20 protein-coding genes are annotated in these 19,460 nt (G+C 68.4%); 12 read left to right on the top strand and 8 right to left on the bottom strand.

The genetic code is table 11. The features are described from left to right. Positions 1–84: 84 nt before the first annotated feature. Positions 85–1,509, bottom strand: a complete 1,425-nt coding sequence (locus tag ACWV14_RS00435; protein ID WP_454901752.1) for an FAD-binding oxidoreductase — start codon at positions 1,507–1,509, stop codon at positions 85–87. A 76-nt stretch (positions 1,510–1,585) separates the two neighbouring features. On the opposite strand from ACWV14_RS00435, the gene ACWV14_RS00440 reads away from it, so the two are divergent. The 4 genes from ACWV14_RS00440 to ACWV14_RS00455 all read left to right on the top strand — a co-directional run bounded on the left by ACWV14_RS00440 (position 1,586) and on the right by ACWV14_RS00455 (position 3,873). Beyond that, the gene (locus ACWV14_RS00440; protein WP_454901754.1) at positions 1,586–2,086 is read left to right on the top strand and encodes a DinB family protein; all 501 of its coding nucleotides are present in this window, start codon (positions 1,586–1,588) and stop codon (positions 2,084–2,086) included. 14 nt (positions 2,087–2,100) lie between these two features. Then, a complete protein-coding gene (locus ACWV14_RS00445; RefSeq protein ID WP_454901756.1) occupies positions 2,101–2,703 on the top strand; it encodes a cob(I)yrinic acid a,c-diamide adenosyltransferase in 603 nt (200 codons plus the stop codon). Then, positions 2,700–3,059 carry a hypothetical protein gene (locus ACWV14_RS00450; RefSeq protein ID WP_454901758.1) on the top strand — a complete coding sequence of 120 codons (360 nt, stop codon included), beginning with the start codon at positions 2,700–2,702 and terminating at the stop codon, positions 3,057–3,059. Before ACWV14_RS00445 ends, ACWV14_RS00450 begins: the two co-directional genes overlap by 4 nt. A gap of 292 nt (positions 3,060–3,351) precedes the next feature. Further along, positions 3,352–3,873 (top strand): class IV adenylate cyclase, encoded by a 522-nt coding sequence (locus ACWV14_RS00455; protein WP_454901760.1) that lies wholly within the window; start codon positions 3,352–3,354, stop codon positions 3,871–3,873. Here the strand turns inward: ACWV14_RS00455 and ACWV14_RS00460 are convergent, their stop codons facing one another. Beyond that, on the bottom strand, positions 3,874–4,512 hold the full coding sequence (locus ACWV14_RS00460) for a GDSL-type esterase/lipase family protein (protein ID WP_454901762.1): 639 nt from the start codon (positions 4,510–4,512) through the stop codon (positions 3,874–3,876). A gap of 163 nt (positions 4,513–4,675) precedes the next feature. On the opposite strand from ACWV14_RS00460, the gene ACWV14_RS00465 reads away from it, so the two are divergent. From ACWV14_RS00465 to ACWV14_RS00495, 7 genes are all read left to right on the top strand, one after another. Then, a complete protein-coding gene (locus tag ACWV14_RS00465; protein ID WP_454901764.1) occupies positions 4,676–5,857 on the top strand; it encodes an ABC transporter substrate-binding protein in 1,182 nt (393 codons plus the stop codon). Between the two features lie 3 nt (positions 5,858–5,860). Further along, complete coding sequence (locus tag ACWV14_RS00470) at positions 5,861–7,690, top strand: ABC transporter permease (protein WP_454901766.1); 1,830 nt, start codon at positions 5,861–5,863, stop codon at positions 7,688–7,690. A gap of 14 nt (positions 7,691–7,704) precedes the next feature. Next, on the top strand, positions 7,705–8,262 hold the full coding sequence (locus tag ACWV14_RS00475) for an OsmC family protein (RefSeq protein ID WP_454901767.1): 558 nt from the start codon (positions 7,705–7,707) through the stop codon (positions 8,260–8,262). Continuing rightward, positions 8,246–9,088, top strand: coding sequence for an ABC transporter ATP-binding protein (locus ACWV14_RS00480; protein ID WP_454901769.1), 843 nt, complete (start codon positions 8,246–8,248; stop codon positions 9,086–9,088). Before ACWV14_RS00475 ends, ACWV14_RS00480 begins: the two co-directional genes overlap by 17 nt. After that, positions 9,085–9,933 (top strand): ABC transporter ATP-binding protein, encoded by an 849-nt coding sequence (locus tag ACWV14_RS00485; RefSeq protein WP_454901771.1) that lies wholly within the window; start codon positions 9,085–9,087, stop codon positions 9,931–9,933. The genes ACWV14_RS00480 and ACWV14_RS00485 overlap by 4 nt, the downstream gene beginning before the upstream one ends. 39 nt (positions 9,934–9,972) lie before the next feature. Beyond that, entirely contained in the window at positions 9,973–10,860 is an 888-nt protein-coding gene (locus ACWV14_RS00490; RefSeq protein WP_454901772.1) for a VOC family protein, read from the top strand. A gap of 78 nt (positions 10,861–10,938) precedes the next feature. Then, a complete protein-coding gene (locus ACWV14_RS00495) occupies positions 10,939–11,361 on the top strand; it encodes an RcnB family protein (RefSeq protein ID WP_454901774.1) in 423 nt (140 codons plus the stop codon). 78 nt (positions 11,362–11,439) lie between these two features. On the opposite strand, the gene ACWV14_RS00500 is transcribed toward ACWV14_RS00495, so the two are convergent. Together ACWV14_RS00500 and ACWV14_RS00505 are read right to left on the bottom strand one after the other, a co-directional pair. Next, positions 11,440–11,703 carry a hypothetical protein gene (locus ACWV14_RS00500; RefSeq protein WP_454901776.1) on the bottom strand — a complete coding sequence of 88 codons (264 nt, stop codon included), beginning with the start codon at positions 11,701–11,703 and terminating at the stop codon, positions 11,440–11,442. A gap of 127 nt (positions 11,704–11,830) precedes the next feature. Beyond that, positions 11,831–12,775: a CysB family HTH-type transcriptional regulator gene (locus ACWV14_RS00505; protein ID WP_454901778.1), complete on the bottom strand. Its 945-nt coding sequence runs from the start codon at positions 12,773–12,775 to the stop codon at positions 11,831–11,833. 240 nt (positions 12,776–13,015) lie between these two features. Here ACWV14_RS00505 and ACWV14_RS00510 point away from each other — a divergent pair, with 240 nt between their 5' ends. Next, on the top strand, positions 13,016–15,943 hold the full coding sequence (locus ACWV14_RS00510) for an SEL1-like repeat protein (RefSeq protein ID WP_454901780.1): 2,928 nt from the start codon (positions 13,016–13,018) through the stop codon (positions 15,941–15,943). 34 nt (positions 15,944–15,977) lie between these two features. Here the strand turns inward: ACWV14_RS00510 and minE are convergent, their stop codons facing one another. The 4 genes from minE to ACWV14_RS00530 all read right to left on the bottom strand — a co-directional run bounded on the left by minE (position 15,978) and on the right by ACWV14_RS00530 (position 19,386). Further along, positions 15,978–16,256 carry a cell division topological specificity factor MinE gene (gene minE / locus ACWV14_RS00515; RefSeq protein ID WP_081269713.1) on the bottom strand — a complete coding sequence of 93 codons (279 nt, stop codon included), beginning with the start codon at positions 16,254–16,256 and terminating at the stop codon, positions 15,978–15,980. 3 nt (positions 16,257–16,259) lie between these two features. Further along, complete coding sequence (gene minD, locus ACWV14_RS00520; protein WP_422088989.1) at positions 16,260–17,075, bottom strand: septum site-determining protein MinD; 816 nt, start codon at positions 17,073–17,075, stop codon at positions 16,260–16,262. Positions 17,076–17,216: 141 nt separating this feature from the next. Next, entirely contained in the window at positions 17,217–17,987 is a 771-nt protein-coding gene (gene minC / locus ACWV14_RS00525) for a septum site-determining protein MinC (protein WP_422088988.1), read from the bottom strand. Positions 17,988–18,102: 115 nt separating this feature from the next. Further along, on the bottom strand, positions 18,103–19,386 hold the full coding sequence (locus ACWV14_RS00530; RefSeq protein ID WP_422088987.1) for a solute carrier family 23 protein: 1,284 nt from the start codon (positions 19,384–19,386) through the stop codon (positions 18,103–18,105). Positions 19,387–19,460: the final 74 nt, after the last annotated feature.

Below are 19,460 nucleotides of genomic sequence, written 5' to 3' on the forward strand. Positions count from 1 at the left end.
CGCGCGCGATCGGAAAAAAAGCCCGGGGCTCTCGCGAGCCGCCGGGCTTTTTCATGGATCGTCCGGGAACGGACGCCCGGGCCGTCAGAGGCTGAAGATCTTCCCGGGGTTCATGATGTTCTTCGGGTCGAGCGCGCGCTTGATGGTGCGCATCATGTCGATCGCGCCCACGCCTGCTTCAGTGACCAGGAAGTCCATCTTGTGCAGCCCCACGCCGTGCTCGCCGGTGCAGGTGCCTTCCAGCGCCAGCGCGCGGCTCACTAGCGCGTGGTTCAGCTCCTCGGCCTTCACGCGCTCTTCGGGGATGTTCGGGTCGAGCAGGTAGCCGAAGTGGAAGTTGCCGTCGCCCACGTGGCCGACCAGGAAGTAGGGGATGCCGCTGGCATCGGCCTCGGCCACCGAGTCGAGCAGGCAGTCGGCCAGCCGCGAGATCGGCACGCATGTGTCGGTCGAGATCACGCGGCAGCCCGGGCGCGACTGCACCGCCGCGAAATAGCTGTTGTGACGCGCGGTCCACAGGCGCGTGCGTTCTTCCGGCGTGCTGGCCCATTCGAAGGCATTGCCGCCGTGGCCGCTGGCCAGCTCCTGCACCGTCTCGGCCTGCTCCTTCACGCCTGCGGGCGAGCCGTGGAATTCCATCAGCAGCATCGGCTCTTCGCGCAGGTTCAGCTTGGCATAGGCATTCACCATGCGCACCGTGTTGACGTCGATCAGCTCCACACGCGCGATCGGCACGCCCAGCTGGATGGTCTCGATGGTCGTGCGCACCGCGGCCTCGATGCTCGGGAACGAGCAGATCGCGGCGGACACCGCCTCGGGCAGCGGATAGATGCGCAGCGTGACCTCGGTGACCACGCCCAGCGTGCCCTCGCTGCCCACCATGAGGCGCGTGAGGTCGTAGCCGGCGGAAGACTTCTTCGCGCGCGTGCCGGTGCGAATGACTTCGCCGGCGGCGGTGACCACCTCCAGCGCCAGCACGTTCTCGCGCATGGTGCCGTAGCGCACCGCGTTCGTGCCGCTGGCGCGCGTGGCGGTCATGCCGCCGATGGAGGCGTCGGCGCCGGGGTCGATGGGGAAGAACAGGCCCGTGCTCTTGATCTCTTCATTGAGCTGCTTGCGTGTGACGCCCGGCTGCACCGTCACCGTGAGGTCGTCGGCGTTGACCGACAGCACGCGGTTCATGCGCGACACGTCGATGCTGATGCCGCCTTGCACCGCCAGCAGGTGGCCTTCGAGCGAGGAGCCCACGCCGAAGGGGATGACCGGCACGCTGTGCTCGCTGGCCAGCTTCACCGCGTCGGCCACGTCCTGCGTGCTTTCGGCGAACACCACGGCCGAGGGCGGCGGCGCGTCGAACGAAGACTCGTCGCGCCCGTGCTGCGTGCGCACCGCCAGCGCCGTGGAACAGTTGGCGCCGAAGCGGGCCTTCAGCCCGTCGATCAGGCTGGCGGGAACGTCGCGCAGATGAAGCTCCGGCATCAGGTGCGAGGTTTGGGTCGGGGCGTTCATCGGGGCGTCTCCTGCGAGGGGTGAGGGGGATCGGCCATTTTACGGAGCGAGCACCATAATGCGCTTCGGAAAAAACATGAACCCCACCACCCTCAGCGCACTCGCGGCCTTTCCGTCGCAACTGGAGGCCCACTACGCGGCCATTCCCCCGGCCTTCAGGCACTGGACGCCGCCCTCGTGGGAGGGCGTTCCCAGCGAGGCCTTCACCGCCATCGAGCAGCTCTGCCATGTGCGCGACATCGAGATCGAGGGCTACCACGTGCGCTTTCGCCGCACGCTGCAGGAGGCGCACCCGACCCTGGCCTCGATCGACAGCGAGCCGCTGGCCGTCGAGCGCAACTACGGCGCGGCCGACGCGGCAAAGGTGCTGGCCGACTTCCGCCTGGCGCGCGTGCAGACCATGGAGATCATCTCCAGCCTGAGCGACGCGCAGCTGCAGCGCACGGCCGTGTTCGAGGGCTACGGCCCCCTGACCATGCGCAGCCTCATTCACTACCTCTGCAGCCACGACCAGCAGCATCTTGCAGGCCTGCAGTGGCTGGCCGGCAAGATCGACGCATCGAGCGTCGCGCAATAAAAGCAGGAGCGCCCATGGGCAACCGACTTTCCCAGATCGCCACCCGCACCGGCGACGACGGCACCACCGGCCTCGGCGACAACACCCGCGTGCCCAAGGATCACCTGCGCGTGCATGCGATGGGCGACGTGGACGAACTCAACTCGCAAATCGGCGTGCTGCTGTGCGAGCCCATGCCGGAGCCCGTGCGCGAGCTTCTGGTCGATGTGCAGCACCAGCTCTTCAACCTCGGCGGCGAGCTCTCGATGCCGGGCTTCACCTTGCTGAAGGCCGATGCGCTGCTGCAGCTGGACAACGCCCTGGCAGAGCACAACGCCGCGCTGCCGCGGCTGGCCGAATTCATCCTGCCGGCCGGCACCCGCGCGGCCTCGCTCGCGCATGTGTGCCGCACGGTGGCGCGAAGGGCCGAACGCGCGGTGGTCGCGCTGGGCGCCACGGCCGAGCTCAACGATGCGCTGCGCCAGTACCTCAATCGTCTGAGTGATCTGCTGTTCGTGCTGGCGCGCGTGCTCAACCGCATGAACGGCGGTGACGACGTCTACTGGAAGAGCGAGCGCATGGCGCGTGCTGCCGCAGCGGAAGCAGCAGAAGACGAGGACAACAAGGAGGCCCCATGAAATTCCCGAACACCGTCAGCGCATCGCTCGCCTTGGCGATGGCCGCCGCGCTCTGGCTGCCGGTCGCCGCGCACGCCCAGAGCGCCGACAACCCGCCCAAGGCACAGCGCGCCCACACGCTCAAGCAGCCGTCGCGCGGCGGCAAGGTGGTGGGCAGCGTGCAGCGCGGTACCAATGCGGCGGGCCGAGGCATCGGCCGCGCAGACGCAGCCACCCGGCGCGGCGTCAACAACGTATCTGAAAAGGCCAGCCGTCCGGTGCGCAATGTGGGCGAAGCGTTTGGACGCAAGCTCGCGCCGGGTTCCAGTGGCCGCGCCGCACCGCCGCCTGTGGGGCCTCAGGGCAACGCGCCCTGAAGCTTTGACTGATCCAGTTCGGGGCGCGCTCACGACGGCGGGGTACCTTGCTCCGCGAATGTCCCCCGGCCTGCGGCCTCCTCCTTTATTTCGCTGCGCAAGGCACCCCGCCGTCGTGATCGATGGACGCAGCGTTCGTGCGGCCGGCACCAAAGCCGCGCCCATGTGCGAATGGCACCGGGTGCTCCCCGCAGCGAAATAAAGGAGGAGCCCGAAGGGCGGGGGACATTCGCGGAGGGGAGTACCCGGTGTCATTCGCACGCCCCCGGACCAAAACCCGAAGGCACAAAAAATGGCAAGAAACATAGAGATCAAAGCCCGCATCGACAGCGTCGAACGCGTGGCAACCATCGCCGCGACATTGGCCAACAAGGGCCCCATCGAGATCGCACAGGACGACACCTTCTTCCGCTGCAACGACAGCGCCGACCGCCTGAAGCTGCGTACCTTCGCACCCGACCGCGCGGAGCTGATCTTCTACCGCCGCGCCAACAGCGCAGGCCCCAAGGAATCGTTCTACCTGATCACGCCCTGCAGCACACCCGACGTGCTGCGCGAATCGCTCACGCTCGCATGGGGCCAGGCAGGCCGCGTGCGCAAGCAGCGCCGGTTGTTTCTCGTGGGCCGCACACGTGTGCACCTGGACCGCGTGGAAGGCCTCGGCGAATTCCTTGAGCTCGAAGTGGTGCTGGAAGAGGGCGAGTCCGCCGAAGCCGGCATCGCGCAGGCGCATGCGCTCATGGCGCGACTGGGCGTGGGCACCGACCAGCTGGTGCAGGGCGCCTACGTCGATCTTCTGAACAGCGCCGCCTGATCAGCGCCAGCCCGCGGCCTTCAACTGGTCCGCCAGCAGCTGCGCGACCTTTTCATAGCCTCGTGCATTGGCATGGATGCGGTCGGAGCGCAGCGATGCATCCGACAGCACGCTCGAATAAACATTGGCGACAAGCAGAGCCTGCCCCGACTTCGCCACCTCTTCATAGAACGGCGCATCGCTGAGCGAGCCGACGAATGCGCGCATCGCGTCGGGCGCCGGCGTGGCCAGCACCGCGACATGCGGCGTGTGCGCGCGTGCCAGGTCGATCAGCTCCGCCAGGTTGTCGCGCGTGGCCGCGGCAGACACGCCGCGCAGCATGTCGTTGCCGCCGATGCCGATCAGGATCGCGTCGTAGCTTGCGCCATTGAGCAGCCCTGGCAGCCGCTGCAGCGCGCCCGCCGAGGTGTCTCCGTTGACGCCCTCGTTGTCGATCTGCCAGCCCGTGATCTCGCCCAGCTTCACGGGCCATGACGCGTCGGTCGGCGCGCCGTAGCCGAAGGTCAGGCTGTCGCCCAGCGCCAGCACGCGGGCGCCGGGCTTCAATGCGTTGGAGGAGGCCTTGCGCTTGCCGCAGGCCGCCAGTGCTGCCGCTGCGGGCACGCCGGCCAGCAGGTGGAGGAGGTGTCTTCGCTTCATGCTGCGCGCAGCTTAATCGCGGCCACAAGCTGCCCGGGCGCTTGCCCCTTTTCTCGGAAAGCGCATAAGCCTCCCCGTTTTTGTTCGTTCCCCGGCGAAGGGGGCAGGCGAAGAATCGCGGCCCTGCATCTTCATTCATCACCACCGACCGGGGCCCGACACCATGCCGCTGCTTTCCCGCCACCGCTTCCTGCGCCATGTGGCCGTTCTTTCCGCTGCCCTGTTGGCCGCGCCGCTCGCGGCCCTGGCCGCACCGGCCACGGGCGATCCCGTATGGTTCGGCGTGAGCGGCCCGCTCACCGGGCAGAACGCGCAGTACGGCGCGCAGTGGAAGGCCGGCTTCGATCTCGCGCTGGAGCACATCAATGCCCAGGGCGGCATCCACGGCCGCCCGCTGGCCTACAACTTCGAGGACAGCCAGAGCGACCCGCGCCAGTCGGTGGCCATCGCGCAGAAGCTGGTGAACGACAAGCGCGTGCTCATCGAGCTCGGCGACTTCTCCAGCCCGGCCTCGATGGCGGCATCGCCCATCTACCAGCGCGCGGGCCTGGTGCAACTGGGCTTCACCAACTCCCACCCCGACTTCACCAAGGGCGGCGACTACATCTGGAGCCCCTCCATCAGCCAGGCCGATGCACAGCCGCTGCTGGCCGAGCTCGCGGTGAAGACGCTGGGCTTCAAGCGCATCGCGGTGCTCTACCTCAACACAGACTGGGGCCGAACCAGCAAGGACGTGCTCGTGAAGGCCGCGCAGGAACGCGGCGCGCAGGTCGCGATTGCAGAGGGCTACCAGCCCGACGAGAAAGACTTCCGCTCGACCCTGGTGCGCGTGCGCGACGCCAACCCCGACGGGCTGGTGCTGATCTCCTACTACCCCGACGGCGCGCTCATCGCGGGCCAGGTGCGCAGCGTGGGGCTCAGGCAGCCCATCGCCGCGGTGGGCTCGGTGTATTCGCCGAAGTTCATCGAGCTGGGCGGCGCGGCGGTGAACGGCATCTTCACCAACACCGCTTTCTATCCGGAGGAGCCGCGCGCCGAGGTGCAGGACTTCGTGAAGAGCTTCCGCGCGAAGTACGGCAAGGAGCCGGACGCGTTCAATGCCTACGCCTACGACGCCGTGGTGTACGCCGCCGCCGCGCTGCGGCAGGCCGGCGCGAACGCTGATCGCAAGGCCGTGCGCGACGCGTTCTACAAGATCAAGGACGTGCCGAGCGTGATCTTCGGCAAGGCCAGCTTCGATGCGCAGACGCGGCGGATCATCGGCGTGAAGAGCGTGAATCTTGTCGTGAAGGATGGCAAGTGGGCGCAGCTGGACGAGAAGGCGGCGCTTGCTGCGGCCAGGTAGCCGATGAGCTTCACCTCCTTCTTCGACTACACCGTCAACGGCCTGATCATCGGCAACATCTACGCGTTGCTCGCGGTCGGGCTCGCGTTGATCTTCGGTGTCTCGCATCTCATCAACTTCGCGCACGGCTCGGTGTACACGGTGGGCGCGTACATCGGCTGGGCGTCGATCACCTACCTGCACACGCCGCTGCCCGTGACCATCCTGCTGGTGGTGCTGGGCTCCGGTGCGCTCGGCATGCTGATCGAGCGCGTGGGCCTGCGGCCGCTGCAGGGCGCGGCTCGCATTGCGCCGCTGCTGGCCACCATCGGCATCAGCTTCGTGCTCGACATCCTCGTGCAGCTGGTGTTCAGCCCCGACCCGCGCTCGCTGCCCACGCAGCTGCCCGACTGGCGGCTGCAGATCGGCACCGGCACCATCGGCGCGCTCGACATCCTGATTGCGGGCATCGGCCTCGCGAGCGCGGCCGTGCTGTTTCTCTTCCTGCGTTTCACGAAGCTCGGCTGGGCCGTGCGCGCCACCGCGCAAGACCGCGACGCGGCGCAGCAGATGGGCGTGGACGTCGACCGCGTGAACCAGACCGTGTTCGCCATTGCCGCCGCGCTGGGTGGCCTTTCTGGCTTGCTGGTGGGCATGTACTACAACAACATCAGCCCGGCGATGAGCTTCCAGGCCACGCTCAAGGGCGTGGTGGCCACGGTGGTCGGCGGCGTGGGCAACGTGCCGGGCGCCATTGTCGGCAGCCTGTTGCTGGGGCTGATCGAAAGCTACGGCGTGGCCATTCTCGGCACGCCGTACCGCAACCTCTTTGCCTTTGCGCTGCTGCTGGTCATCCTGGTGTGGAAGCCGAACGGCCTGTTCGGCCGCAAGCGCGCACTGCCGCCCGAGCCGCTGACCGGCACCTTCATCGCGCCGAGCAAGCCCTGGCACATACCGCGCCGCGTGCTCGCCGCAGTGTTCGCGGTGGCTGTGGCATTGCCGCTGTTCGATCCGTCGCCGTACCTGCTGCAGACGCTCACCAACGCATGGCTCTACGGTGCGCTGGCGCTGAGCCTCACGCTGGTGGCCGGCACCATCGGGCAGATCTCGCTCGGCCATGCGGGGCTGCTGGCCATCGGCGCGTATGCGTCGTCGCTGCTGGTGCTCGACCTGCACCTGCCGGTGGGCATGGGCATCGTGCTCGCGGGCATCCTCACGTCGCTGATCGGCACCGCGCTCATCTTTCCGGCCTTCAGGCTGCGCGGCCATTACGTGTCGATCGCCACGCTGGGCATCGGCGAGATCGTGGCGCTCACCATCCTCAACTGGGAAAGCCTCACGCACGGGCCCATCGGCGTGTCGGGCATACCGCCGCTGTCGCTGTTCGGGCGCGATGCTTCGTCGAACCAGGCCATCTACTGGGCTTCCTTCGGTGCGATGGTGCTTCTTGCGCTGCTGCAGTGGCGTCTCTTGCGTTCGCACCTGGGCCGCACCTTCCGCGCGGTGCGCGAAGACGAAGTGGCGGCGCGCGCCTACGGCGTGAGCCCCGACCGCTACAAGGCGCTGGCCTTCGGCTTCGGTGGCTTCGCGGCCGGCGTGAGCGGCGCCTTCACCGCGCACATGTATTCGTACATCAACCACGAGACCTTCGGCTCGCAGATCTCGATCCTCGCGCTGACGATGGTGATCCTCGGCGGCCTCGGGAACATCAGCGGCGCGCTGCTGGGCGCGGTCGCGCTCGTGAGCCTGCCGGAGCTGTTCCGCGTGACGGCCGAGTACCGCATGCTGATCTACGGCGTCGCGCTGCTTCTCTTGATCCGCTTCCGCCCGCAGGGTTTGCTGGGCACTGTCTGAAAGAACACCACACCATGAGCCACCTGAACGACTACCTCGCCGAGAAACGCGCCGCCGTGCTCGCACGCAATGCCGCCGTCGAGGCCGGCACAGCGCAGCCCGTGCAACTCAAGGCCAGCGTGAAGGCCGAAGGCCGCAGCGGCGTGCGCCGCCTGCGCATCCGCGACCACCAGGTCATCAGCGACAGCCCGTCCGACTTCGCGGGCTACAACCTCGGCCCCAGTTCGCCCGAGCTGCAACTGGGCGTGCTGGGCACCTGCGTCACGCACATCTTCCTGATCCAGGCGGCCGAGCGCCAGGTGCCGCTCGAAAGCCTCGAAGTGGAAGTGACCGGCATCATCGATCCGCGCGGAGGCAAGCCGGGCCATGAAAAGACGCCCATCTGGCCGCACGAGATCGGCTACACGGTGCACATCGATTCGCCCGCGAGCCGCGAAGAGATCGACGCGCTGTTCGAGGCGGTCGAACGCAACTGCCCCATCCTGAACCTGCTGCGCAATCCGCAGGCCATCCGCGCCGACGTGAAGCTCGTGAACTCGAAGGCGAAGGCCGCCGATGCCGTCGCTGCTTGAGATACGCGGCCTGGTGCGCCGCTTCGGCGGCCTCACCGCCGTCGATGCCGTCGACCTGCATGTGGGCGAGGGCGAACTGCTGAGCGTGATCGGCCCGAACGGCGCCGGCAAGACCACGCTGTTCAACCTGGTCACGGGCCTCGACAGGCCCGATGAAGGCCGGGTGCTGTTCGACGCAGAAGACATCACCGGCCTGCCCGCGCAACAGCTCGCGCAGCGCGGCCTGGCGCGCACGTTCCAGCATGGGCGTGTGTTCGCGAATCTCTCTGTGCTCGACAACGTGCTGGTCGGTGCGCACACACGGCTGCGCGCCGTGAAACCGCGCGCGGGCGGCGTGCCGGGCCTGGGCGCATTGGCCGAGCTTGCGCTGGCGCTGGTGCAGCCCGCCGCCGTGCGCCGCGAGGAAGACGCACTGCGCGAAGAAGCGCGCGAGATCATCGCGCTCTTCGGCGAACGGCTGGCGCCGCGCATCGACCATCCGGCCTACAGCCTCTCCTATGCCAACCGCCGCCGTGTAGAGATCGCACGCGCGCTCGCGCTTCGGCCGCGCCTGCTGCTGCTCGACGAGCCCACCGCCGGCATGAACGAGAGCGAGACCGCCGAGATGCTGGAGATCATTCGCAGCCTCAAGGCGCGCGGCCAGGCCATCCTGCTGATCGAGCACAAGCTCGACCTCGTGATGCAGCTCTCCGACCGCGTGGCCGTGCTCGACGACGGCCGCAAGATCGCCGAGGGGCTGCCCGATGAAGTGCGCAACGACCCTGCGGTGATCGAGGCGTATCTCGGGCATCGCCATGTGGGTGCGGCAGAGGCGGTGCCCGCATGATCGCCACCGTCGCGCGCACAGGCCTTTCTCCGTCGCCGCTCTGGGGAGAGGGCCGGGGCGAAGAGGGGCTGCCGGAGCGCACTGCCGCGCCGGCTCCGAATGAATCGCACAAGCCGCTGCTGCAGCTGAAGAAGGTCAACAGCTTCTATGGTCCGGTCCAGGCCCACTTCGACCTCGACATCGAAGTGCGCAAGGGCCAGATCGTCAGCCTGCTCGGCGGCAACGCCAGCGGCAAGTCGACCACCATGAAGATCGTGCTCGGCCTGCTCAAGCCGCGCTCGGGCGAAGTCAATTTCAACGGCGCTTCCACGCTCGGGCTGAGCACGCCGCAGATCATCCGCAAGGGCATCGGCTCGGTGCCCGAGGCGCGCCGCCTGTTCCCCGCGATGACCGTGCGCGAGAACCTGCTGATGGGCGCCTACGCGCGCAGCGACCGCAAGGCCGTGGCCGAAGACCTGGAGCGCATGCTCGAGCTGTTCCCGCGCGTGGCGGAGCGCATCGAGTTCCAGGCCGGCACGCTGTCGGGCGGCGAGCAGCAGATGGTGGCGATGGCACGTGCGCTCATGGGCCGTCCGCAGCTCATCTGCATGGACGAGCCGACCATGGGCCTGTCGCCGCTGTACGTCGACAAGGTGCTGGAGCTCATCGCGCGCATCAACGCACAGGGCGTGTCGGTGTTCATGGTCGAGCAGAACGCGAGCCTCGCGCTGCAGATCGCGCACCACGGCTATGTGCTGCAGACCGGGCGCATCGTGCTGTCGGGCCCGGCGCGCGAACTGCTGGCGGACGCGCGCATACGCGATGCCTACCTCGGCGGCGACGGCGCGGCGCGCACCGCTTCCTGAATCGGCGAAAGCCCACGGAGAGAGAGAGAGAACCCACCCATGCCATTGAAACTCGACCACGTCGTCATCGCGGTGCACGACCTCGAACGCACCATCGCCGACTACGGCGCGCTCGGCTTCCACGTGCTGCGCGGCGGCGACCATCCGGGCCGCGCCACGCACAACGCGCTGGTGGTGTTCGGTGACGGCAGCTACTTCGAGCTGATCGCATGGCGCGAACCGTCGCCCGCCGAACGGTGGTGGCAGCTGCTGCAGAAGCACGGCGAGGGCATCGTCGACTTCGCGCTGCTGCCGCGCGACACCGCGGCCACGGTCGCCGGCGCGAAGGAGCGCGGCCTGGTGCTGGAAGGTCCGCTCGACGGCGGCCGCGTGCGGCCCGATGGCGAACGCCTGCGCTGGCAGACGGCGCGTGCGCCCTCGGCCGACTTGCCCTTCCTGTGCGGCGACCTCACGCCGCGCGCCTTGCGCGTGCCCGAAGGCGAAGCGCGCGTGCATGCCAACGGCGCGCTCGGCGTGGCGAGCCTGGCCATCGCCGTGCGCGACCTCGACGCGACGCTCGCGCGCTACCGCGCATTGCTGGGCACGGTGCCCGAGGATGCCGACACCCACATCGGCGAGCCCGTGGCGGTGCCCGGCAGCCATCTGCGCGTGGCGGTCGTCGCATTGGGGAGCAGCGTGCTCGTGCTGTCGTCGCCGCGCGAGAACGCGGCCCATGCGGGGGAGGGCAGCGACACGCTCACACAGCGCATCGCCGCGCGCGGAGAAGGGCCCTATGCGCTGGTGCTGCACACGGGCCGGCCGCAATCTACCGGCACCTTCGACCTTGCACGCACCCACGGCGCCCTGATCGAGCTCGACCTGCCGCCGCTGGACCGATTGCAGGACAAGGCCCCGCACGGATACCAGCGCTTACCTGATTTCACCTGACCGCGACCTGAAACGGCCGTTGCGGACACATGCGGGGCACACAATGGACTCGTCTCATCAACGCATGGAGGATTCCAGATGAACATCAAGTCAAAGAGCATGGCCGTTGCCGCAGCGGCACTGGCAATGTGCATGGCCGCCGGCAGCGCCGTTGCGCAGGATCGTCGTTTCGACGGCCGTCCCGGCCCGGGCGACGGACGCTTCGAACAGCGCGGCCCCAACTTCGATCACCGTGGCGGCCCGCCGGGCTACCGTGGCAACCAGGACTTCCGTGACGGCCGCCAGTTCGATCGCCGCGGCTTCCCGCAACCGCACGCCGAATGGCGCCGTGGTGGCCGCGTGCCGCCGGAGTACCGTGGCCGCAACTACGTGGTGCAGGACTGGCGTGCCTACCGGCTGCAGCAGCCGCCGCGTGGGTACCAATGGGTGGGCGTGGGCGGAGACTTCGTGCTCGCGGCCATTGCCACCGGCGTGATTGCGAACATCATCGCAGGCCAGTAAACAGACGCTGTTTCGGCCATTGCGCGAAACAGCACTGCACAGACGACGCCGCAGGCCGCGAGGCTTGCGGCGTTTTTTTCAGACCAGTGCGGTGGGCGCCGATTGGGCGCAGACGTTGCGGCCGGTGATGGTCAGGCGAAGCCCGCCGCCGTGCCATTCGAGCCAGTTGAGGCTCACGTATGCATCGATGTCGGCATCGTCGATGCGATCGGCCTGGCGGCTCTGCAGCAGTTCGACCGTGGCGGGCAGGCCCCGTCTCAGCCGTTCGCGCCGCTCCGCGGCATCGGCGGCCTTGAGGGCGGCCCTTGTTTGCTGTTGCTGCTGCTGCGGGGTCGATGCCATTGCTGATCCGTTTCCAGGAAGCCAGGGAATTAACCCGAATGTACGCCGCCTGTGTGAAGCTGCATTCTTCTTTTTTAACCTTTCTGTCGTCCCCGGTACACACCCCCCAAACGCCACTGGACAGGCTCTAGATTTCGTAGTGTGAGGCTTTGGCCTCGTCTCCCAGGGCCTTTTCGACCACCGCCCGCGTCAGCGTGGGCGCGAACGATTCGATGAAGGCATAGACGTACTTGCGCAGGTAGGTGCCCCGCCGTACCGCGAGCTTGGTGAGGTTGATGCCGAAAAGCCGCCCCGCATCGAGCGCGCGCAAGTGGGTGTCGCGCTCGGCTTCGTAGGCCACGCCGGCCACGATGCCCACGCCCAGGCCCAGCTGCACGTAGGTCTTGATGACGTCGGCATCCATCGCGGCCAGCACGATGTTGGGCTGCAGTCCGCGCTGCTCGAAGGCCTCGTCGATGCGCGAGCGGCCGGTGAAGCCGGTGTCGTAGGTGATGAGCGGATAGCGCGTGAGCGCGTCGAGCGTCAGCGGTGCGTCGAGCAGCGGATGCCCCGGCGGCACGATCACCGAATGCGTCCAGCGGTAGCAGGGCAGGGCGACCAGCTGCGGATAATCGCCCAGCGCCTCGGTGGCGATGCCCACGTCGGCTTCGCCGTCGAGCAGCATCTGCGCGATCTGCTTGGGCGAGCCCTGGTGCAGGTGCAGCTTCACGTTCGGGAACTGCGCTCGGAATTCCTGCACCGCCACCGGCATCGCATAGCGCGCCTGCGAGTGCGTGGCCGCCACCGACAGCAGCCCGCTTTGCTGCGCGATGAATTCCTGGCCCGCGTGCTTGAGGTTGCTGCTCTCCATCAGCATGCGCTCGATGATCGGCAGCACATGCCCGCCGGGCTCGGTGAGGCCCGTGAGCCGCTTGCCGGCGCGCACGAACAGCTCGATGCCGAGTTCTTCCTCGAGCTCGCGGATCTGCCGGCTCACGCCGGGCTGGGAAGTGTGAAGGGTGTGGGCGACTTCGGTCAGGTTGAAGCCGCAACGAACGGCCTCGCGTACCGAGCGCAGTTGTTGGAAGTTCATCTGGCGCGCAAGAGAGTCGGGGCCCCGGTTGGGGCCGACCGGAGATTCTCGGCAGAACTGCTTATTCGGGGAACGATGCGTTTGTTGGTTTCACATGAGCAAAACATCTTTAAGGCTTTTGCCGCCACTTCGAGGAGGGCTTGTGGGGGAGCGCGCGGGTCACTCGGCGCCTCGTGGCGCGCCCCTAAACTGCCCGTCAACCCTGGCCTTCGCCAGGGACCACACACGCACCGACCGCACATGGGTAATCGCTCCTGGCTCTATCTCGAACACCGCACCGCAGCCGATGACGAAGAGGCCGCCTCCACCGAATTCGGCGCGGCGAACAACAACTTTCCCGTGCTCTGGCAGATCCTGCTGGCGAACGGCGCGGCGGGCGCGGCCATCGACCACCAGCGCGTCTTCGGCGACGCCGGCACCCGCAACCTCGCCAGCGATGCGCACGCCGCGCTGGGCCGCGTCCGGCGCATGCAGGCCTTCGTGGAGCGGCATCCGATGCTGCACACGCTGCCGCAGGTCGCGCTCCAGTTCGAGGCGCTGGCGCTGCATCTGGCCGCGCTGATCGACGAGGCGCCCGAAGGCACCCGGCCGTGCCTGTCCGCCGACCTGGACGAGCTGTCGTGGATGGACGGCGATGCGCAGCAGGGCGGCTTCATCGAGCGCAGCCGCAACGAATGCAATGCGCGGTGGGCGCGCGTGCAGCGTTGCATCGACAGCGGCAACCACCCCGGCTTCGACGCCGAACTCGGCATCAAGCGCTTCGCCGACTGGGAGGGCTGGGCCTGGCAGTTCGGCCTGGGCGGTGTTTCGCATGCCTACTTCAACGGCTACGAGCCGCCGCGCGACGAGCGCTTCGAAGACTTCATGGCGAATGAAGGCGACGGCGACGAGCAAGACGGGGAAGCTGGAGAAGACCGCGACTGGGACAACCACCTGGACGGCCCGCTCTGGCGCTTCGAGGCCAACGGCCTGTGGGGCGTGCGCTTCTCGGAAGACGGCGACCGGCGCACCGTGGCCGAGCCCGCGTGGGACGACATCCGCGCCAGCGGCGCGAGCGACGCGCGCCTGCTGTGGGTGTCGCGCGGCGAGCACACCGGTCTGCTGCTTGCGGACGCCGATGCACTGCGCGTGCTGCTCGAACCCCAGCTCGACGAGGCGTGGGACTTCGAGGACGACATCGCCACCGTGCTGGTGGGCGACCACATCGGGCTGCTGCGCATGGACGGCAGCTGGCTCATGGCGCCTTCGGTCGACGAGATCTGGAGCTTTGCCGGCGGCGTGGCGCGCGCCCGCGTGGGCGAGCGCCAGGGCTATGTCGATGCGCAGGGCCGATGGGCCATTGCGCCGCAATTCGACGAGGCCGAAGACTTCGCGCCCTGCGGCCTCGCACCCGCGCACACCGACGCCGGCTGGGGCCTGGTGCGCACCGATGGCGCATGGGCCGTGCCGCCGGGTTTCGACACCCTCGAGTGGCGCCACGACTGGGACGCCTTCGAAGCCACGCGCGGCGGCAAGGCCGGGCTCATCGATGCGCAGGGCCGCGTGGCGGTCGAGCCGGTGTACGAGGTGCTGGAGCTGCTCGAGGAATATCCCGTCGAGATGCTGGAGGCCGCCGACGCGGCGTCCAGCCATGCCGCGCCCGTGGCCCGGCCGAAGCGCTTCGCCGTGCAGCGCGAAGCGGGCCGGTGCGGGCTGATCGACGCGCGGGGCCAGGTGCTGGTGCCTTTCGACTACGGCCTGTTCGAATCGCTGGAGCCGCTGACCGGCGAGGAGCGCGCCCACGCGATGGTGCAGCGCGACCTGGTGCGCGTGGCGTCCAAGGGCGGCCGCACGGCGAAGAACGCGCCATGGTTGCGCGGCATCTACGACATCGGCGCCGGCCGCGAGCTGGTGCCCTGCAGGCATCGCACGGTGCAGCCGCTGACGTGGGGCACGCAGGACATCGGCTGGCTGGTGGCCGACCCGCTGCCGCGCGCTGAAAAGACCGACAAGACCGCCAAGGGGCAGCTGGCCGTGGGCGTGCTGCGCGCCGACGGGTCCACGCTGCATCCGCAGGCCTATCCCTGGATCGGGTCGCCCGTCTCCGTCAGCGAGGGCTGGTACGCCGTGCTGGTCCGCTCCGAACTGCGCAAACGCTGGAGCGCGGGCGAGCCAGTGAAGGCCGCGCGCAACGACCGCGACGTGTACGTCTGGCTGCATGCCGACGGTAGCGAGCAGGAGCACGCCGCGCACATGGCCGCGCGCCATGCGGCGGGCGACCTGCGGGCGGCCTACGAGCTGGCCTGCCATCTGCGCGACGGCGAGGGCGTTCCGGCCGACGCAATGCAGGCCCTGCAATGGATGGCGCGTGCCGCCGGCGTGCGTGCGCCGGGCGATGCGCCTGCCAGCGCGTCACCCGGCGGCTTGCCCGAAGCCATGCGCGAGCTCGCGCTGATGCTGCGCGCGGACGCGGCGGGCAGGGGCGCCGACCCGGCCGGCGCGCGCGCATGGCTCGTCCACGCCGTTGCGCACGGCGGCGCCGACGACGCGGAAACCCAGGCCCAGCTGGGCTACATGCTCTTCGAAGGGCTGGGCGGCGAACGCGACCCGGAGGCCGGCGTGCGGCACTACGAAGCGGCCGCCGAACGCGACAACCCCATGGCGCTGTTCAACCTGGGGCTGGCGTTGCGGGCCGGCGAGCAGGTAGCGCCCGACATGGCGCGCGCCGCAGGCTACTTCCGCCGCAGCGACGAAGCTGGCGACCAAGACGGCACGCTGCAACTCGGCGTCACGCTGTGCAGGCAGGCCGCGGAGGCGGGCGAGAAAAATGGCGACGAGGCAGCCGATGCGGCGCAGGCGAAGGTGCTCCATGCCGAGGCGGCCTACGCGTTCCAGAAGCTGGCTGAAGACGACGACAGCCGCCTGCAGGGCTGGGGTTGCTACGAGCTGGGCATGCTGCGCTTTCACGGGCATGGCGCGCCGCCGGACGCCGCCGAGGCCGAACGCTGGCTGCTGGCCGGCGCCGCGCTCGGCGATTGCGAGCAGAACCTGGAAAGCCAGCGCGCCTGTGTCGAGGACCTGGCGCAGGTGCTCTATGGCGACCGCGAGAGCCCGCTGTTCGACGCGCACAAGGCGGCCGAATGGGCGCAGCGCCTGCAGGCGCTGCCCGAGGCCGCTCCGGGGGACTGAGGCCGGCGGTGCCGGTCCGGATCCGTGGGCCCGCTCAGCGCGCGGGCGCCGGCGCAGGGTCGGGCAGCTCGATCTTGATGTCGAGCACTTCGAGGTTGTCCTGGGTCTCCAGGTGCACCTTGATGTCTTCCGCGTTGATCGACACGTACTTGGAAATCACCGCCACCAGCTCGCGCTGGAGTTCGGGCAGATAGTCGGGCCGCTTCTTGCCGCTGAGGCTGGACCGCTCGTGCGCGAGGATGATCTGCAGCCGCTCTTTCGCGACGCTGGCAGTCTTCTTCTTTTCGCCCAGCAGGAACGAGAGAAAGGACATGGCCTACTTGCCTCCGAAAATCCGCTTGAAGAAGCCCGGCTTCTCGGCGTCGACGAAGCGCATCGGCTTCTCTTCGCCCAGGAAGCGCGCCACCACGTCGCTGTAGGCCTGCGCCACGTCGGTTTCCTTGTCGTGGATCGCCGGCACGCCCTGATTGGAGGCGTGCAGCACGCTCTCCGACTCGGGGATCACGCCGATCAGCTTGATGCGCAGGATGTCCTGGATGTCTTCCAGCGACAGCATCTGCCCGCCCGCCACCCGGTTCGGGTTGTAGCGGGTGATCAGCAGGTGTTCCTTGATGGGGTCGCCGCCGTCCTTGGCGCGCTTGGTCTTGCTGCTGAGCATGCCCAGGATGCGGTCCGAGTCGCGCACCGAGGACACCTCGGGGTTGGTGACGACCAGTGCCTCGTCGGCGAAGTGCATCGCCATCATGGCGCCGGTCTCGATGCCCGCGGGCGAGTCGCAGACGATGTATTCGAAGTCCATCGCGGCGAGGTCGGTCAGCACCTTCTCGACGCCCTCCTGCGTGAGCGCTTCCTTGTCGCGCGTCTGCGAGGCGGCCAGCACGAACAGGTTGTCGCACTGCTTGTCCTTGATGAGTGCCTGGCTCAGGTTGGCTTCGCCCTGGATGACGTTGATCAGGTCGTACACCACGCGGCGTTCGCAGCCCATGATCAGGTCCAGGTTGCGCAGGCCCACGTCGAAGTCGATCACCGCCGTCTTCTTGCCCGCGAGCGCCAGGCCCGATGCGAAGCTGGCGCTCGTGGTCGTCTTGCCGACGCCGCCCTTGCCCGAAGTCACCACCACAATTTTGGCCATGGCCATTCCTTCTTGTTTCGATTCAGTTGTTGGTTGTGCGAGATGCGGCCGCCGCCGGGCCGCCCCAAGGCGAGCCGCGCCTCCCCCTCGGGGGGTGGCGAACGACACGCAGCGAAGCGGAGTGCAAAGCCGGGGGGCGCATCAGATGGGGTCGATCGCTATTTTTTTGCCGTCCAGGCGAACCTGGGCCGATTTTCCCAGCACCGAGTCGGGCAGCGCCACTTCGTTGGTCCGGTAGATGCCGGCGATGGCCACCAGCTGGGCTTCCATGCAGGTCGAGAAGATCCGGGCCTCGGTGTTGCCGCGCGCGCCGGCAATGGCCTTGCCGCGCAGCGGCGCGTACACGTGCACGTTGCCGTCGGCGATGACCTCGGCGCCGAAGCTCACCACCGCCGTCACCACCACGTCGCCGCCACGGGCGTAGACCTGCTGGCCAGAACGCAGCGGCTTGTCTATCAGGAGCGTGCCGTTGGCCGGCACCGGCACTTCGCGCACGATCTGCGGGGCTTCGGACGCTGGCGGCTCCGCCGGCGGGGCGGGAGCGCGCGGCGCCGGCGCAGCAGGCATGGCCGCCACCGACAGGCCGGCGGCGCGCGCCGCGGCGTGCTGGGCGGCATTGCCGCCGCGCACCGCGATGGGCTGGGTCTGGTGGCGCGCCAGCAGGCTGCGCAGGGCGGCGAAGTCGATGTCGCCGGCGGCCTCGCCGCTCTCGCCCTGTGCTTCCTGCAGCAGCGAGAGGTCGATCACCACCGGCTCCTGCTCGAAGAAATCGGGCGAATCCGCCAGCTGGGCGTCGAGCGCCTCGGCCAGCACGTCCAGGTCGGACGTCTTGAGGATCACTGCGATCAGCGGCAGCGTGGCGCTCTTGAATTCGAAAACCGCCTTGGTGCGCGCGGCGGAGACATCGGCCATTGGAAAACGTCGGTGCGAAAAGCGTTGGAGTCTAACGGGCGCCGGCCAAACCCGGGTGACCGGGCGTTACACCCGGCCCCCGCGCCGCGCGCGCTTCGTGCCGCTTTTCATCCGGTCAGTTCTTCGTGCGGCCCAGCAGGGCGTACAGGATGATCGCGCCGAAGGTGGCGGTCCCGATGCCGCCCAGGGCGAAGTCGCCGAACTTCAGCGTGAAGTCGCCGGTGCCGATGATCAGCGTGATGGCCGCCACGATCAGGTTCTTGTTCTGCGAGAAGTCGACCTTGTTGTCGACCCAGATCTTGGCGCCGGCAATGGCGATCAGGCCGAACACCACGATGCTCACGCCGCCCATCACCGGCAGCGGAATCGCCTGGATCAGCGCGCCGAACTTGGGGCTGAAGCCCAGCACCAGCGCAATGAGCGCCGCCACCACGAACACCGCGGTGGAGTAGATGCGCGTGGCGGCCATCACGCCGATGTTCTCGGCGTAAGTGGTGACGCCAGTGCCGCCAGCGCTGCCGCTCACCACCGTGGCGATGCCGTCGCCGATGAAGGCGCGGCCCATGTAGGCGTCCAGGTTGCGGCCGGTCATGGCCGTCACCGCCTTCAGGTGGCCTAGGTTTTCCGCCACCAGGATGATCGCCACCGGGGCGATCAGCAGCATTGCGTTGGCCGTGAACACCGGCGCGGTGAAGGTCGGCAGTCCGACCCAGGCCGCGTTGGCGATGCCGCTCAGGTCCACCGGCTTGCCCAGCCCCATGCCGTTGGTCAGCACCGCGTAGACCAGCGTGGCCAGGATCAGCCCGACCAGGATCAGCAGGCGCTGCAGCATGCCGCGCGTGAACACCGCCACCAGCCCGACGCACAGGAAGGTCACGGCCTGCATCCACGAATCGAAGTTGCTGGCCGCCATGTTCTTGATCGGCACGCTCGCCAGGTTGAGCCCGATCACCGCCACCACCGCACCGGTCACCACCGGCGGCATGAAGCGCTCGATCCAGCCCGTGCCGATGGCCTGCACCAGCGCCCCGATCAGGATGTACACCACCCCGCAGGCCACGATGCCCCCCAGCGCCACCGCGATGTTGGCGTTGGGCCCCTTGCCCGCGTAGCCGCTGGCCGCTATCACCACGCCGATGAAGGCGAAGCTTGAGCCCAGGTAGCTGGGCACCTTGCCGCCGGTCACGAAATAGAAGATGAGCGTGCCGATGCCGCTCATCAGGATCGCGATGTTGGGGCTGAAGCCCATCAGGATCGGCGCCAGCACCGTGGCGCCGAACATGGCGATGACGTGCTGCACGCCCATTGCGCCGGTCTGCAGCCAGGGCAGCCGCTCGTCGGGCGCGATGACCGCGCCGTTGGCCAATGCGGACGCGGGCCGTTCAGTCCAGTTGAACATTCTTCTATCTCCTCTTGTTGGGTGTGGTGCTCGGTGGCCGGGACGTCCCGGCTTTCCCGGGGCGTGATTGTGGG

Source organism: Variovorax durovernensis, assembly GCF_977011995.1.